Below are 15,326 nucleotides of genomic sequence, written 5' to 3'. Positions count from 1 at the left end.
GGCTATAGTGCCGATAGCGAAGACGAATTGCAGCTGCCGCCAGGAACCGCCATGGAACGGCCACCAGCGGCGCGCAACTTGTTGACGTCCAGTCCAACCCGGCGCCGAACCCCCTTGAGCTCTTTGCTTGAGGACGACCACCGGATGGTCCGCTTCATGTGATCACAAGGGAGAAAAACACTATGGATTCAAAAGTCGAAACCGCGGGCAAGTGTCCGGTCGCGCACACGCACACGGCTCATGGCGGTAGGTCGAACCGGGACTGGTGGCCGAACCAGTTGAATCTGAGGATTCTCCACCAGAACTCCTCCCTGTCCGATCCCATGGGCACGGGGTTTGACTATGCCGAGGAGTTCAAGAAACTCGATCTGGAAGCCCTGAAGAAAGATCTCCACGCGCTGATGACCGATTCGCAGGATTGGTGGCCGGCCGACTTCGGTCACTATGGTCCGCTTTTCATCCGCATGGCGTGGCACAGCGCCGGCACCTACCGCACCGGCGACGGCCGTGGCGGTGCAGGAGCCGGTCAGCAGCGTTTCGCGCCTCTCAACAGCTGGCCTGACAACGTCAACCTCGACAAGGCGCGCCGGCTGCTGTGGCCGATCAAGCAGAAATACGGCAACAAGATATCCTGGGCCGACCTGATGATCCTCACCGGCAACGTTGCCCTGGAATCGATGGGCTTCAAGACGTTCGGCTTTGCCGGCGGCCGGCCGGATGTCTGGGAGCCCGAGGAAGACGTCTATTGGGGCGCCGAGGACACCTGGCTTGCCGACAAGCGTTACTCCGGCGAACGCGATCTCGAAACGCCCCTCGCCGCCGTGCAGATGGGCCTGATCTATGTCAATCCGGAAGGGCCGAACGGCAACCCCGATCCGCTTGCTGCGGCCAGGGACATTCGCGAGACCTTCGCGCGCATGGCGATGAATGACGAAGAAACCGTCGCTCTCATCGCGGGGGGGCATACGTTCGGCAAGACCCATGGCGCCGGCGACGCTTCGCATGTCGGCGTCGAGCCGGAAGGAGCCGGCATCGAGGAGCAGGGTTTCGGCTGGACGAGCAGCTTTGGGACCGGCAAGGGCGGCGACACGATCAGCAGCGGCCTGGAAGTCACCTGGACCACGACGCCGACGAAGTGGAGCAACAACTTCTTCTGGAACCTGTTCGGCTACGAATGGGAACTGACGAAAAGCCCGGCCGGTGCGCATCAGTGGAAACCGAAGCACGACGTCGGCGCCGGCACCGTGCCGGATGCGCACGACACGTCCAAGCGTCATGCGCCGGCCATGCTGACCACCGACCTTGCCTTGCGCTTCGACCCTGCCTACGAAAAGATCTCGCGGCGCTTCTTCGAGAACCCGGATCAGTTCGCTGATGCGTTCGCCCGTGCCTGGTTCAAGTTGACCCACCGCGACATGGGCCCGCGCGCGCGCTATCTCGGCCCTGAAGTTCCGACAGAGGAACTGATCTGGCAGGATCCGGTCCCCGCCGTTGACCACGTCCTGATCGACGCGCAGGACATTGCCGATCTCAAGGGCAAGATCCTCGCATCGGGGCTGCCGATCTCCCAGCTGGTTTCGGCGGCCTGGGCGTCTGCGTCCACCTTCCGCGGTTCCGACAAGCGCGGTGGCGCAAACGGCGCGCGCATCCGTCTCAGCCCGCAGAAGGACTGGGAAGTCAACCAGCCGGCCCAACTGGCGACTGTGCTTGAGACGCTTGAAGGCATCCAGAAGGCGTTCAATGACGCTCAGCCTGGCGGCAAGAAGGTGTCGCTCGCCGACCTCATCGTCCTCGGCGGCGCAGCAGCCATCGAGAAGGCGGCGGCAAACGGCGGCCGCCACATCGAGGTTCCGTTCGCGCCTGGCCGCACCGACGCGACGCAGGAGCAGACCGATGTGGACTCCTTTGCCGTTCTCGAACCGATCGCCGACGGGTTCCGCAACTATCAGAAGGACGCATATTCCATTTCGCCCGAGGAGTTGCTGATCGACAAGGCACAGCTCCTGACGCTGACCGCGCCGGAGATGACGGTTCTCGTGGGCGGCTTGCGCGTGCTGAACGCCAATGCCGGACAGTCCCAGCACGGCGTCTTCACCAAGCGCCCTGAAACGCTGACCAACGACTTCTTCACCAACCTGCTCGACATGGGCACGGTCTGGAAGGCTGCGCCGGATTCGAAATATGTGTTCGAGGGGCGCGACCGCAATACGGACGAAGTGAGGTGGACCGGCACCCGCGTCGATCTCGTTTTCGGTTCGAACTCGCAGCTTCGGGCGCTTGCCGAAGTCTACGGCCAGAGCGACACGCAAGACAAGTTCGTCCGCGACTTCGTGGCGGCCTGGACGAAAGTGATGAACGCGGATCGCTTCGACATCGCCTGATCCGCAATCAGACGGAAATGCGTTCGGGCGCGGCTGAGTTCCAGCTGCGTCCGATGCAATCCGTCAATCTCGGGGCGAACTGATCATCTAGGGTCTGCGGAGATATGCTTTTGCTGGCCGCGACGCAGCAAGCTGTTCATGACGACGCCCGCGATCGGTCACATGATCGACGAAGACCGCGCTGAGATCGACAAAGGTTTCGACCTTCGACTTGCAATGGCGCAACTCGGTTATCAATCGCCACAATGCCTCGTCAATTGCGCGGTGGGCATCGGCGAGAACCCCGCCTCTCTTTCCGCTATGGCGCAAGCAGCTGTAGTTGACTGCATTCTTGATGGCAACGTCGGCAAATCGGCGACAGGCGGGAGTGGTCTCCACAAGCAACAAGGCCGTCCGGATATTGACCGCAAAAGCCAGTTCAAACTCGACCGAGGCAAATTCGCCATCGACCGATGTCGGATGAACGCGCTCGAGGAAACGATACCACACTGGTTCGGTCTTCATTTCCATCATTTGCCTCCGGACATCGTTTCGCCCCGCCCGATGTCGAGCCGCGTGTGTGCGCATATTGGCCCATATTCAGGCCGCGCGCTTCAGCCTTTGGTCCTAAGCGCATCAAGACTTTGGTCCCAGACCGGAAATATCACCCGCGCAATCGACCGAACCGAGGAATAGGACAGGCGGAAAATATCGGCTTTCCTTTTTTCGAAACGGGGAGCATCCTTCAGCCCGTCAACGGGCAAAATTTGGGGCAAACGCAAACCTTGCACACGCAAAGGAGTGACCAGCGATGCTGCCGGATTCTGAACCCCATGCCTATTATTGGATCTCGTCGTATTTCTCGCCTGACCACGATTTTGTTGGCTATGAGGGCGAACGAATGATCGGCAGAGTGACGCTGGAGGGACGCTTGGAAACGGAAGGCGCCTGGAGGTGGTCAAATGTCGGGGGGCCAGAGTTTGACGTCGAACAGGGTTATGCGGCATCCAAGGAACTTGCCGTAACGGCAGTCGAGAATCGTGATCAAGAAATGATGGACGGCCGTTTCAGGTAACCGGCCGCCCGCCTGCTGCCCTGGACCGTCTCTCAAGCGCACTCCGCGCTTCTGGCCTATGCCACCGCTCTTGGCGACCGCGCAACCAGTCGTGCATAGTCGATGGCCGACAGCATGTTCGCATGGTTTGCCTTGCCTGTGCCGGCGATGTCGAAAGCCGTCCCGTGATCGACGGAGACACGGTCGATCGGCAGTCCCAGCGAAACGTTGACGGCGGTTTCGAAGGCGACGAGCTTGATGGGGATATGCCCCTGATCGTGATACTGCGCCACCACAAGGTCGAAGGCGCCGCCATAGGCACGAGCATAGACCGTGTCGGCTGAAATCGGGCCGACGACATCGATCCCTTTCGCCTGTGCGAGCTCAACGGCCGGCGTCAGAAATTTCATGTCCTCGTCGCCGAACAGGCCGTTTTCGCCGCAATGCGGATTGAGGCCTGCAACGGCAATGCGCGCCTTGCTGCCAAGCCGCAGGAAATGCTTGTGGCCGGCCTCGATGGTCGCCAGCACGCGTTCGACAGTCGCTCGCTCGATGGCCGTGCGCAACGACACATGCGTCGAGACGTGAATGGTGTTCAGCCGCTCGGAAGCAAGCAGCATGAAGGAGCTTTTCGAACCGGTGAGATGGGCGAGAAGACCGGTATGGCCGTCAAAATGGTGACCGGCGAGATTCATCGCCTCTTTGTTGATCGGCGCCGTCACGATGCAGTCGACATCCCCCGCCAGGGCAAGTTCGACGGCCCGCTTGATGTAGCGCACCGACGCATCGCCTGCCACGGGGCTGACCTTGCCGATCTCAGGCAGGCTGCCACCGATCGCGACTTCATCGACGGCGATAGTGCCGTTGCCCGGCGCAGCTGAGAATTTCAGGTCCGTCCCCGTTACCCTGTTCGCCCGCTCAAGCGCCTCTACATTGCCGACAATGACGAAATTCGCTCTTTCGGCTTCCGGCAGCGCCGCCAACGCCTTGACGATGACTTCGGGGCCGACGCCAGCCGGATCGCCGAGGGTAACGGCTACGCGTGATGTGCTCATGATCAATTTCCTCTGCGGCGGTCCGGCAAGTCAGCGCGGGCCTGTCGTCTCAATAGGCGGCCTGGTAGATCGCAAGAATGTCGTCCCGCCCAAGCTCGCGCGGATTGTTGTCGAGAAGGCGGCGAATGGCGTAGGCGTCGTCAGCCATGGTGGCGAGATCGTCAGCAGGCACGCCAAGCGCGGAAAGCCGCATCTCGATGCCAAGACCGGCACAGAAACCGAACGTAGCATCGAACACCGATGCCTGGTCTGCCGCTGCCTTCAGGTTCAACGCCTCGATCACTTTACTCGTCTTTTCGGCAACGGCCGGCGTATTGAAGGCCAGCACATGCGGAAAGATCAGCGCGTTGGCCGCACCATGGGCGACATGCCAGCGGGTCCCGAGCGGATAGGCAAGTGCATGCCCACCGGCGGTATTGACCGGGCCGAGACAGAAGCCGCCGTAAAGCGAGGCGAGCGAAAGCCCTGCCCGTGCCTCCGCATCCGAGCCGTCGGCGACGGCGCGGGCGAGATAGTGCCCGACCAGGCGAACGCCCTCGATCGCATAAAGATCGATCATCGGATGAGCCTTGCGGTTGGTAAAGGCCTCGACACAATGCGCCATGGCATCGACGCCTGTCGCCGCTGTCGTCGTTGCCGGCACCGTGAATGTCAGGCTGGGATCGATGACGGCAATGTCGGCCAACATATGGATGCTCTCGACCGCGAGTTTTGCCTGGGTTTGGGGATCGGTAACCAGAGCGCGGATGCCCGCTTCGCTGCCGGTGCCGGACGTCGTCGGCACCTGTGCGAGCCCAACCTGGCGCCGTTGCGCAACCTTTCCTGCGCCGACGACGTCGCGCAATGTCTGCGCAGAACCGGAGAGGACGGACGCGAGCTTGGCAAGGTCCATGGCGCTGCCGCCGCCGAACCCGACGATCAAATCGGCGCGCGCTTCGTTCGCCACGGACAGAAGCAAATCCAGATTGTCCGTATCGGGCTCGGGCTTGACCTGCGAGAAGACGGTGATGCGCCCTGGCAACTCGAGAATATCGACGCGCGAGGCATTGAAGGCATCCGAAACAACAAGAGCACGCGAAAAGCCCTGTGCGCCCGCCCATTTTCCAAGCTTTGCCGCGACCCCGACGCCGAATTCGATGATTTCGGGACGCACGATCGTGATGGGGGCGCTCAGGCTTGTCATGATGGATCCTCCCGTCTCTGCTTCTGCGTCCATCAGATGGTCAAGACAACATGTAAATTTGTTACACAAGATTGACTTTTCTGGCAATAGCGAACTTGCCGCTTCCCGGTCATTTCTCACTTGCAAGCAGGCCGCGGCCGCCATGCCTTTGACTCAGATCCCGCATAACATTTTGTTTTAATGCATTTATACTGACTGACGCAGCACGTCACGAACTCATCGAATTTAAATGAGTGCACAGGAAGCAAGATCTTATGGCTGCCGACGCCCATGTAAATTGTATGGCGGCCGAACGTTCAATTTGGCTCAAAAATCAAGCGTACTTACGCTCATTTCGCCCGAAAGACGCGCTGACTACGGCATTTTTTCCAGGTTGTAAATTTCCTGCCGGAGCGCCCTTGGGTCGTTCGGGAGCCCCGACAGCCTCAGACGGGCGCCAGGCGCACATATTTGATGGCGCGTCGATAATAGGTATAGGCGATATGCAAGGCTCCATCCGGGCCTTCGACCACAGAGGGATAGGAATATTCCCGATTGAGCGCATCCTTGGAATTATTCGTCAGGCAGTAGCCATCGCCGGTATCGAGATCGCGCCGGTTCCCGAAACTTTTGCCACCATCCTCGGAAAAGGCCAGGCTCATCGGCGCGCGTGGGACGCCCCAGACGGCCTTGCGTGCCGCAGCGACCGCGGCGATCTCGGATTTCTCGCCTTGGTTCGCCTCTTCCCCCTCGATCTCGTCATACAGCGAGTGGCGGCGGGCTTCCGACATCGAGGCATTGGAATGGTTGTAGACGATGGCAATGCGCCCGTCTGACAGGCCAACTGCCTGGATCGACGAATTGTTGTTCGGCAGATCGGTCGGCTCCGGTGCACTCCAGCTTATGCCGTCGTCTGCCGAGACGCTACGCAGGATCTGCTCGGCAAACCGGTTGCGATAAAATGCCACCATCTGTCCGCCGCCCTGTCTGACGATGTTCATATGCACCGCGCCGGTACTGCCAGGCACATCGACCATCTCCCAGCTTGCGCCGGCATCGCGCGACACGAGAACCGCGGCGGTATCGACATCCCCGGTCCAGCGCACGCCCGGCAGGCCAATGCAGCGAAAGGCCGGAAGAAGCCATGTGCCGTTGCGATTGACGATGATCGGCTGACGCACGAATGTGCCGGGAATATCGCAGAGAATATCGACCGGACCGAAGGTGCGTCCGCCGTCGGCAGAGATCCGCCGCTTGACGATGGCGCCATCCTGGTTTCCCGACGTCTGCGACGTGAAGACCAGCCAGACCTTGCCGTCGGGCGCGATGAACAGAAGCGGGTTCTGTTCCGATTTCTGCGGATCGTCCGACATCTTCTCCGGCTGCGACCAGCGGGCCGAGCCCGGCGTGAGCCGCGACATGTAAATCGAGATGTCGCCCATGCCCTCCATGGTGCCGCCGAACCAGACGCAGGCAAGCGTCCCGTCCGGCAGGAAAGCGAGATTGGCGGCGTGGTTTTGTACGCAGGGTGATGGGAGAAACGCCTGGAGGCGCTTCTCTTCCAGCGGGTGCACGGCAAGGACGCCGTCCATCAGCGCCGGGATTTCATCAGGCCGCAGGCCGGAGGTGGTGAGCATAGTCGTCGCTCCTCAGGGCAGTTGCGCGAATTTGGTTGCCAGATCGGCGTGCTCGGCGGCGCTCAGCGCCATCAAGGGCGGACGAGGGCGTGCCCAGCTGGCAATGCCGGTCTTCAGTCCGACCATCGCCTTGATCGTCGGGATCTGCACGTAGGAATTCGAGAGGGAACGATATGCGTTGATGCGGACCTGTGCCGCCTCGACGTCCGCAGCGCGGGCCTGATCGTTGGCGTGGTCATAAACGATCCGCAAGGAATCGGCGACCAGGTTGGACGTCGCGGTAATACAGCCCGCACCGCCGGCCTTGATCAGCGGCAGGAGCAGCGGATCGGCGCCGGCAAGGACCGAGAAGCCTGGAAACGCCGTCACCAACGCTTGCATATTGGCGAAATCACCAGCGGAATCCTTGATCCCGACAACGGTATGGGGGAAGGCCTTGATGAGGCGCCCGATCAGCGGCAGCGTCAAGGGAACGCCGGAAACCTGAGGAATGTGATAGAGCACAACACGGAGCCGGTCGTCGGCAATCGTCTCGATGATCTGCGCATAGGCCGCAAAAAGACCATCGTCGGAAACACCCTTGTAGTAGAACGGCGGCAGCATGACGACCCGGGAAACGCCGACACTCAACGCATGCCGGGTCAGTTCGATCGTCTCGGGTATCGCGGCAACACCGGTGCCCGGCATCAGCTGATCCCCGGAAAGGCCGGACTTCAGCGCTGCTTCAAGGATCTGACGGCGCTCTGCTGATGAGAAGGAGTTGGCCTCGCCCGTCGTGCCCAGCAACGCCACGCCATGGCATCCCTCCTTCAGCAAACGCTGGCAGTGGCCAGTGAAAAGACCGAGATCCGGCGTATTGTCGGCATTGAGCGGCGTGGTGGCAGCGCTGTAGACGCCGCGTATCTGTTGATGTGTCATCCCTGCGAACTCCTCCTGCCCGGCCCTACGCTTTTCGATCTCACGTAAAGGCACCCGCTTTTTCCGCAATCATAACAACTTGTCAAGAAAAATTCCGGTGCGAAATTTCTAGAGAAAAATTATCCTATTGATTTATAACGCCTTTATCAGAAAAGCAATTTTCGATGGATATATCTCAGAGAATTAATATTGACATATTTACAATATCGATCCAGTGTCTGATCCTATCATGGCGCGGTACCCGTCAGGAACCAGACGGATGGAGGGCGCGATGACTGCATCTATGGGAGGATCAGATGTCTAATCGAAACAATGAATCCGGCTCGGCGCAGCCGCAGTTGACGCGCCGCAACGCCTTGAAACTTGGCCTAGGGACGAGCGTGGCCTTTAGCCTCTTCGGCCTGAGCGCCCACATCGTCGTGGCGCAGGAAGGCCAGGTGCTCAAGGTCGCAAACCCAGCCTTCAACCAGGATTGGTCGCCGCTGCGCGGCGGCGGCGTTCCCTATCGCTGGAATTCCGCCTGGTGGGCGTCGCCGATGTATTTCGACAGCAAGGGGGAATTGCATCCTTACGTCTTTACAAGCTGGGAGCCGGATGCCGACAACAAGACCTGGACCTTCAAGATCGACCCTAAAGCCGTCTTTTCCGACGGCAGCAAGATCACGGCCGAAGACGTGAAGGGTTCGTGGAATGTATCGGCCATGCCGAACACCAAGAACCAGCGTGCCGACCAGGTCCTGAGCAAGGTGGCAGGCTACGCCGATGTCAGCGCCGGCAAGGCCAAGGAAATTTCCGGCATCGCGACGCCGGACGAAGGCACGGTCGTCGTCACGCTGTCGGAAGCCGACCCGATCTTCTTCATGCGCCTCGGCAACCATATCGCCCCCATCACCAAGGCATCGCAATCACGCGGCGCAGATGGCGAGGAAGTGGCTGACTGGTACATGCCCGACAACGGCGCGGTCTATTCCGGCCCGTTCAAATTGACGAGCATCGACCTTGATGCCGGCAAGCTTGTGTTCGAACCCAACGAGAACTTCTTCGGGCCGAAGCCGAAGCTTGCCCGCATCGAGATCGACTCCATTGAAGACAACGTCACCGCGACGTCGCTTTTGAAGTCCGGCGAATACAATGCCCACACCGAGCTTGTTACGTCGACCATCGTGCAGGATCTGGGCGCCAGTTTTGCAGAGGGGCCGCTGATCCCGACCAGCCAGCATTTCTGGTTCAATGGGTCCCGTGCACCGATGGACGATCCGAAAGTGCGCCAGGCGCTGATTATGGCCGTCGATCGCGAAGGCCTGATGAAGGCATCTTTCCCGGACGGCCCGCACAAGAAGACGGACCAGATTCTGAACTCTGTTCCCGGCGCCGATAATTCCGGCTTCGAACCCTACCCTTTCGATCCGGAAGGCGCCAAGAAACTGCTGGCGGAATCGAGCTATGGCGGTCCTGAGCGCCTGCCGAAGCTGCTTTTTGTGGGCGTTTCAGGCCCAGCCATCGAGGCCGCAGCGCAGTTCATCGCCGAGCAGTGGCGCCAGAACCTTGGCATCACGGCAGTCGACATGAAGCCGCAACAGGATGCCTATGCCGGTCCGGACCAGAACGCCGTGCAGATCTTCCGCGACGATGTCGGCACCCGCGTTCCGGATGCCGTTTCCTATCTGGCGGGCTCCATCGCCTCGACCTCATCGAATGCGCAGAACAAGCTCGGCGGCTACAAGAACGACAAGGTCGACAGCCTGCTGGCGGAAGCAGCCACCAAAGCGGTGGACGATCCGCAGCGCATCGCGCTGGCGCAGGAAGCCCAGAAGGCCTTCCGCGAGGACTGGACCTTCATTCCCTGGTACGCCCAGGCCATGTCGCGCTGGGCCACCGACAAGGTGACCGGTATGGAAAAGAACCTCGACTGGCAGGTCGTTGCACCGTGGGACATCTCGGTCGCCTGACGCGACGCGGATACCAATACTCCTGTGCGGAGGCGCGCGCCGCTTCCGCACAGATTGCGATTGCCGGAGTATGATTGCGGGAGCCCGAGCCGCAGCGCAGGGCTCGAGGCATCATCCTTCGAAAACTGGGTGGGAGACTGCCATGCTGCGTTATATCACGACCCGTTTCGTCGTCTGGATTCCATCCGTCCTGCTTGTCATGCTCGGCGTTTATGCCCTGGCCTATTATGGCGCCGGCGATCCGATCAAGCTGATCTTCCTGCGCGCGCCGGGCGACGTCGCCTATAATCCCGAGCGCATCGAGGCGATCCGCGAAAGCGCCGGCCTCAACCGGCCGTTCCTCGCCCAGTTCGGCAGTTATATCTGGAACCTGTTGCATGGGAATTTTGGCAATTCACTGAGTTCCGGCCGCTCCGTCTGGGCAATGATCTCGGCCGCCGCCCCCGTTTCCTTCAAGCTGGCGCTCTGTTCCATCCTCCTCACCGCTTTGGTCGCCATTCCCCTGGGGCTGATCGCAGCGCTTAAACAGAACACCCGCACCGACTACATCATCCTCGGATCCGCGCTGTTTCTCTGGGCGATCCCCGCTTACGTCGCTGGCCCCATGCTGATGGTGCTCCTGATCATGGTGCTGCCCGGCTCGGCCGTTCCCTATGGCTGGGGCGGCGTCTTTGATGTGCGCATCCTGTTGCCGCTGCTCGTCCTTTCCTTCCAGCCAATCGCCTTGATCGTTCGCCAGACCCGTGCTGCCGTGATCGAGGTGCTGTCTGAGGATTTCGTCCGCACCGCCCGGGCCAAGGGCGTACCGGAAACCATGGTGGCGCTACGCCACATCCTGCGACCGGTGCTGACGCCTGTTGTGACCCAGCTCGGCCTGATCATGATCACCATCGTCAACGGCGCGATTTTCGTCGAACTGGTCTTCGGCCTGCCCGGTCTTGGCCGCCTGACCGTAAAGGCGCTGACCAATACCGACTACCCGGTCATTCTCGCCGTCACGTTGATCGGCTCGTTCCTGGTGATGATCTCCAATCTTCTGGTCGACGTGCTCTATCCGCTGCTCGACCCGCGCGCCAACGACACCAGAAGGAGCCGCTGACCGTGTCCACCGTTCCTGTGACCACTCCTGTCGAAACCGATATCGAGCCGCCCGTCAGCCTGTGGCGCGACGCGTGGTACCGGCTGCGTCGCAACAGGCTTGCCGTCTTTGGCCTGATCGTCGTCATCATCCTTGCATTCACGGCGGCATTCGGCCCCTATCTGACCCCTCACGACTTCCTCAGCCAGGATCTCGGAGCACGCAATCTGGCGCCGTCGATGTCGCATCTGTTCGGCACCGACGATCTCGGCCGCGATGTCTTCAGCCGCGTCGTCTATGGCACGCGAACTGCTTTCCTTGTGGCCGTTGTCGTCACATTCATCGCCGTTCTCATCGGCGTTACCCTGGGGGCAATGGCCGGGTTCTTCGGCGGCTTGCTCGACAGGATCGTCATGTGGCTGACCGACATGACGATGTCGATTCCCAACCTGCTGCTCGTCGTCGTCATCAATGCCTCGCTGAAATCGCCGATCGCCAGCTGGATGGAGAGCCGCTACCTTGCGACCCTCAACCCCATCTACCGCGAGACCGTCTGGGTCGATTTCCTGCTCGTCTTCGGCTCGATGGCGCTGATCTCCTGGCCGCCCTATGCCCGCCTCGTGCGCGCGCAAGTGCTGTCGATCCGCTCGCGACCCTATATCACAGCGGCACAGGCGCTCGGCCTGACCAACCGCCTCATTCTCATGCGCTACGTCGTGCCCAACGCGCTCGGACCGCTGATCGTTGCCGTCAGCGCCGGCCTCGGTACCGCCATGGTGCTTGAAAGCGCCTTCTCCTTCCTCGGTGTCGGGGTGAACCCGCCCACTCCGAGCTGGGGCAACATGATCTCCGACGGGCTGCGGGTCTGGCAGCACTATCCGCATCTGCTGGCAGCGCCTGCCGCCATTCTCGGCCTTGCCTCCGTCGCCTTCTCGTTTCTCGGCGACGGTCTCAACGATGCCCTCAATCCCCGCGGAGCGAAGTGATGATGATGGCCAACGACTTCCGACCTGAACCCGCGACAAACACCGGCGAGCGGCTGCTCGACGTGAAGGGCCTGACGATCGAGATCGACACCCGGCGTGGCCCGGCAACCGTCGTCGACGGCATCGACCTACATGTCGACAAGGGCGAAACGCTCGGCATCGTCGGCGAATCCGGTTGCGGCAAGAGCCTGACGATGTTGAGCCTGATGCGGCTTCTGCCGAACAAGATCAAGGTCACGAAGGGCGAGGCCAATTTCGCCGGACGCGACCTTCAAAAGCTGTCGAATGCCGAACTGCGCAAGGTGCGCGGCGGCGAGGTCGGGTTCATCTTCCAGGACCCGATGACCTCGCTCAACCCGGTGATGCGCATTGGCCAGCAGCTGGCCGAGCCGCTGATCTATCACCGTGGCATGACGAAGGCCCAGGCGCGCAAGCGGGCGGGTGAACTCCTGCGTCTTGTCGGCATTCCGGGACCGGACGAGCGCCTGGACGCCTACCCGCACGAGCTCTCCGGCGGCATGCGCCAGCGCGTGATGATCGCCATCGGACTTGCCTGCAATCCGCAGCTTCTGATCGCGGATGAACCGACGACCGCGCTTGACGTGACGATCCAGGCGCAGATCGTCGATCTGGTGAAGGAACTGCGCGACAAGCTCGGCATGTCCGTCGTGTGGATTACCCACGACCTGGCGCTGATCGCCGGGCTCGTCGACCGCATCAACGTGCTTTATGCCGGCACCGTCGTCGAGGATGCTCCGGTCGACGCGCTGTTTGCCAATCCGAGCCATCCCTATACCCAGGGGCTTCTCGCCTCGATCCCAAAACTCACCGACGAGCGCTCGGCCCGCCTCAGCTCGATCGGCGGCACGCCACCGGAACCGGGACGGCGCCCAAAGGGCTGTCCCTTCGCGCCGCGCTGCCCGCTTGTCGAGCAGATCTGCCGCGACCGTGTTCCATCGCTTGAAGGCATCGGCCAGGCCGGGGCGCACCGTGTCGCCTGCTTTGTCGCGCAACGAAAACTGGAGGCTGCGTGATGGGCGCACAACCGCTGATGCGCATCGAAAATCTGGTCAAGCATTTCCACATCCGGCTCGGCGCCTTCGGCGAAAGGTCAGCGACCGTGCATGCACTGGACGACGTCAGCTTCGACATTCTTGAGGGCGAGACATTGAGCCTCGTTGGCGAATCCGGCTGCGGCAAGTCGACCACCGGCTTTACGCTTCTCAACCTGCACCGGGCGACCGAGGGCAAGGTCATTTATCAAGGCAGGAACATCGTCGAGCTCGACGAGAAGGCGATGCGCCCCTATCGGCGTCAATTGCAGATCGTCTTCCAGGACCCCTATTCGACGCTCAATCCACGTATGACGATCGGCGAGGCGGTGGGCGAGCCGATCCTGTTTCACAAACTCGCGACCAAGGCGGAACTGCCGGAGAGGATATCCACGCTGCTCGCCGATGTCGGCCTGCCGCCCCGCTTCGCATCGCGCTATCCGCACGAACTTTCGGGCGGCCAGCGCCAGCGCGTGGCGATTGCCCGCGCCCTTGCCTGCCAGCCGAAATTCATCGTCTGCGACGAGGCGATCTCGGCGCTCGACGTCTCGGTCCAGGCGCAGATCATCAATCTCCTGCTCGACCTGCAGCAGAAATACGGCCTGACCTATCTCTTCATCGCCCATGACCTCGCGGTCGTGCGCCATATCAGCGACCGGGTCGGCGTCATGTATCTCGGCCGTCTGGCCGAACTGGCGACCCGCGAGGAGCTGTTCGAGCACCCGTTGCATCCCTATACCAAGGCGCTTCTCTCCGCGGTCCCGGAAGCCGACCCGGTGCATGAGCGAAGCCGCAAGCGGCAGATCCTGCAGGGTGACGTGCCAAGCCCGCTGTCCCCTCCGTCCGGCTGCCGGTTCCACACGCGTTGTCCCATCGCCATGGATATCTGCAGCAAGGTCGTGCCGGAATGGCGCGAAGCCCGGCCGGGACACATGGTCGCCTGTCACGCTGTCACTGAGGGCCTGCCCGGATGACGCTGAAGGTCGCCATCATCGCCGACGACCTGACGGGCGCGCTCGATACCGGCACGCCTTTCGTCGCGGCCGGGCTGAAGGCGGCGGTGGCAATCGAGGTGGGTGCCCTTCCCGCGGCGCTGGCCCACACTCCGGATGTCGTTGTGGTCAACACCGCGTCGCGGGCGCTATCCGCCGACGAAGCGGTGGAAAGGATCACCGCGACGGCAAGGACACTCGGATCGGCGCAACCCCACATCCTGTTCAAGAAGATCGATTCCAGGCTCAAGGGCAACGTTGCCGCTGAAAGCGTGGCGCTCGCCAAGGTTTCAGGTCGCGACCGGATTATCGTGGCGCCTGCTATTCCCGATCAGCAGCGCTTCACGATCAACGGCGCGGTCACGGGGCGCGGTGTCGACGCCCCCCTGCCGGTTCGGCCGTTGTTTCCCGAAATATGCTTCCCCATCGATATCTGTGATGCCGTCAGCGACGCGGAGCTCGATCATCTGGTCGCCAGCACCGATTGGTCGGGCGCGATTGCCGTCGGCGCGCGGGGCCTCGGCAGCGCCTTTGCCCGGATGTTCGCAAAACCCACTGCGACACCACCCACATTTTCCCCATCGGAGAAAACCCTCTTCGCTTTCGGGTCGCGGGATCCGATCACGACCGCCCAAATCGAAAATCTCGCGGAAAGCTGCCGGAGCGTAAGCGTCGTGGATGCGCCTGCCGGCGATCTGACATCGCGGGCTGTTAACCGACTTCCGGCGGTGGTGCGATGCTCAGGCCAGCAGACGGCGCGGCCCGAACGCGTCGTTTGCCTTTTCGCCGAAGGGGTCTGCGAAACGATTGTGCAGACGCGGCCGGACATGATCATGATGGGTGGTGGCGATACGGCGTTGGCGATCCTCAAAGAACTGGGGGCCACGGTGCTGATGCCGAACGGCGAAATCGAGGCGGGCATTCCCTGGTTCGAGATCAAAGACAGGCATGACCGCACAATCCGGTGTGCCGTAAAATCGGGGGGCTTTGGCAATATCAATTCTTTGCTAAAACTCGTTCCCGAGAATCTGCTAAGGCAAGAGACGTCCGACGGGACGAGGAGCGAAAAACAGGCGTGGTGAA

The 15,326-nt window shown here is 61.5% G+C and carries 13 protein-coding genes; 9 read left to right on the top strand and 4 right to left on the bottom strand.

Features of this window, described 5'->3' with window-relative positions; all coding sequences use genetic code 11:
- Positions 1 to 182: 182 nt before the first annotated feature.
- The 3 genes from katG (at position 183) to A3AY_RS0128655 (ending at position 3,435) form a co-directional block, all read left to right on the top strand.
- Positions 183 to 2,381 carry a catalase/peroxidase HPI gene (gene katG, locus A3AY_RS0128665; RefSeq protein ID WP_018329111.1) on the top strand — a complete coding sequence of 733 codons (2,199 nt, stop codon included), beginning with the start codon at positions 183 to 185 and terminating at the stop codon, positions 2,379 to 2,381.
- Between the two features lie 138 nt (positions 2,382 to 2,519).
- The gene (locus A3AY_RS40205) at positions 2,520 to 3,056 is read left to right on the top strand and encodes a hypothetical protein (protein WP_162699836.1); all 537 of its coding nucleotides are present in this window, start codon (positions 2,520 to 2,522) and stop codon (positions 3,054 to 3,056) included.
- A 115-nt stretch (positions 3,057 to 3,171) separates the two neighbouring features.
- Positions 3,172 to 3,435: a hypothetical protein gene (locus tag A3AY_RS0128655; RefSeq protein WP_018329109.1), complete on the top strand. Its 264-nt coding sequence runs from the start codon at positions 3,172 to 3,174 to the stop codon at positions 3,433 to 3,435.
- A 56-nt stretch (positions 3,436 to 3,491) separates the two neighbouring features.
- Here the strand turns inward: A3AY_RS0128655 and pdxA are convergent, their stop codons facing one another.
- The 4 genes from pdxA to A3AY_RS0128635 form a co-directional block, all read right to left on the bottom strand.
- Positions 3,492 to 4,469 (bottom strand): 4-hydroxythreonine-4-phosphate dehydrogenase PdxA, encoded by a 978-nt coding sequence (pdxA, locus tag A3AY_RS0128650; RefSeq protein WP_018329108.1) that lies wholly within the window; start codon positions 4,467 to 4,469, stop codon positions 3,492 to 3,494.
- 49 nt (positions 4,470 to 4,518) lie between these two features.
- Positions 4,519 to 5,652 carry an iron-containing alcohol dehydrogenase gene (locus A3AY_RS0128645; RefSeq protein ID WP_018329107.1) on the bottom strand — a complete coding sequence of 378 codons (1,134 nt, stop codon included), beginning with the start codon at positions 5,650 to 5,652 and terminating at the stop codon, positions 4,519 to 4,521.
- A 425-nt stretch (positions 5,653 to 6,077) separates the two neighbouring features.
- Positions 6,078 to 7,268, bottom strand: coding sequence for a sialidase family protein (locus A3AY_RS0128640; protein WP_018329106.1), 1,191 nt, complete (start codon positions 7,266 to 7,268; stop codon positions 6,078 to 6,080).
- Positions 7,269 to 7,280: 12 nt separating this feature from the next.
- Positions 7,281 to 8,186 carry a dihydrodipicolinate synthase family protein gene (locus A3AY_RS0128635; protein ID WP_018329105.1) on the bottom strand — a complete coding sequence of 302 codons (906 nt, stop codon included), beginning with the start codon at positions 8,184 to 8,186 and terminating at the stop codon, positions 7,281 to 7,283.
- A gap of 296 nt (positions 8,187 to 8,482) precedes the next feature.
- Between A3AY_RS0128635 and A3AY_RS0128630 the strand changes: the two genes are divergently transcribed.
- The 6 genes from A3AY_RS0128630 (at position 8,483) to A3AY_RS0128605 (ending at position 15,325) form a co-directional block, all read left to right on the top strand.
- Positions 8,483 to 10,135 carry an ABC transporter substrate-binding protein gene (locus tag A3AY_RS0128630; protein WP_018329104.1) on the top strand — a complete coding sequence of 551 codons (1,653 nt, stop codon included), beginning with the start codon at positions 8,483 to 8,485 and terminating at the stop codon, positions 10,133 to 10,135.
- 142 nt (positions 10,136 to 10,277) lie between these two features.
- Positions 10,278 to 11,234 carry an ABC transporter permease gene (locus A3AY_RS0128625; protein WP_018329103.1) on the top strand — a complete coding sequence of 319 codons (957 nt, stop codon included), beginning with the start codon at positions 10,278 to 10,280 and terminating at the stop codon, positions 11,232 to 11,234.
- Positions 11,235 to 11,236: 2 nt separating this feature from the next.
- Positions 11,237 to 12,199 carry an ABC transporter permease gene (locus A3AY_RS0128620; protein ID WP_018329102.1) on the top strand — a complete coding sequence of 321 codons (963 nt, stop codon included), beginning with the start codon at positions 11,237 to 11,239 and terminating at the stop codon, positions 12,197 to 12,199.
- Positions 12,199 to 13,233, top strand: coding sequence for an ABC transporter ATP-binding protein (locus tag A3AY_RS0128615; protein ID WP_018329101.1), 1,035 nt, complete (start codon positions 12,199 to 12,201; stop codon positions 13,231 to 13,233). Before A3AY_RS0128620 ends, A3AY_RS0128615 begins: the two co-directional genes overlap by 1 nt.
- Positions 13,233 to 14,225, top strand: a complete 993-nt coding sequence (locus A3AY_RS0128610) for an ABC transporter ATP-binding protein (protein ID WP_018329100.1) — start codon at positions 13,233 to 13,235, stop codon at positions 14,223 to 14,225. Before A3AY_RS0128615 ends, A3AY_RS0128610 begins: the two co-directional genes overlap by 1 nt.
- On the top strand, positions 14,222 to 15,325 hold the full coding sequence (locus A3AY_RS0128605; protein ID WP_018329099.1) for a four-carbon acid sugar kinase family protein: 1,104 nt from the start codon (positions 14,222 to 14,224) through the stop codon (positions 15,323 to 15,325). The genes A3AY_RS0128610 and A3AY_RS0128605 overlap by 4 nt, the downstream gene beginning before the upstream one ends.
- The last annotated feature ends 1 nt before the right edge of the window (position 15,326 follow it).

The organism is Rhizobium giardinii bv. giardinii H152, from assembly GCF_000379605.1.
Taxonomy (GTDB): Bacteria; Pseudomonadota; Alphaproteobacteria; order Rhizobiales; family Rhizobiaceae; genus Pararhizobium; species Pararhizobium giardinii.
The sequence above is the reverse complement of the archived record's forward strand: the minus strand, read 5'-3'. Positions and strand labels throughout refer to the sequence as shown.

Excerpts from the sequence above, each read along its gene's own strand:
- A3AY_RS0128640 (WP_018329106.1), bottom strand. The coding sequence starts at position 7,268 with ATGCTCACCACCTCCGGCCTGCGGCCTGATGAAATCCCGGCGCTGATG.
- A3AY_RS0128610 (WP_018329100.1), top strand. The coding sequence starts at position 13,233 with ATGGGCGCACAACCGCTGATGCGCATCGAAAATCTGGTCAAGCATTTC.
- A3AY_RS0128630 (WP_018329104.1), top strand. The coding sequence starts at position 8,483 with ATGTCTAATCGAAACAATGAATCCGGCTCGGCGCAGCCGCAGTTGACG.
- A3AY_RS0128635 (WP_018329105.1), bottom strand. The coding sequence starts at position 8,186 with ATGACACATCAACAGATACGCGGCGTCTACAGCGCTGCCACCACGCCG.
- A3AY_RS0128605 (WP_018329099.1), top strand. The coding sequence starts at position 14,222 with ATGACGCTGAAGGTCGCCATCATCGCCGACGACCTGACGGGCGCGCTC.
- A3AY_RS0128645 (WP_018329107.1), bottom strand. The coding sequence starts at position 5,652 with ATGACAAGCCTGAGCGCCCCCATCACGATCGTGCGTCCCGAAATCATC.
- A3AY_RS0128655 (WP_018329109.1), top strand. The coding sequence starts at position 3,172 with ATGCTGCCGGATTCTGAACCCCATGCCTATTATTGGATCTCGTCGTAT.
- A3AY_RS0128625 (WP_018329103.1), top strand. The coding sequence starts at position 10,278 with ATGCTGCGTTATATCACGACCCGTTTCGTCGTCTGGATTCCATCCGTC.
- pdxA (WP_018329108.1), bottom strand. The coding sequence starts at position 4,469 with ATGAGCACATCACGCGTAGCCGTTACCCTCGGCGATCCGGCTGGCGTC.
- katG (WP_018329111.1), top strand. The coding sequence starts at position 183 with ATGGATTCAAAAGTCGAAACCGCGGGCAAGTGTCCGGTCGCGCACACG.
- A3AY_RS0128615 (WP_018329101.1), top strand. The coding sequence starts at position 12,199 with ATGATGATGGCCAACGACTTCCGACCTGAACCCGCGACAAACACCGGC.
- A3AY_RS40205 (WP_162699836.1), top strand. The coding sequence starts at position 2,520 with ATGACGACGCCCGCGATCGGTCACATGATCGACGAAGACCGCGCTGAG.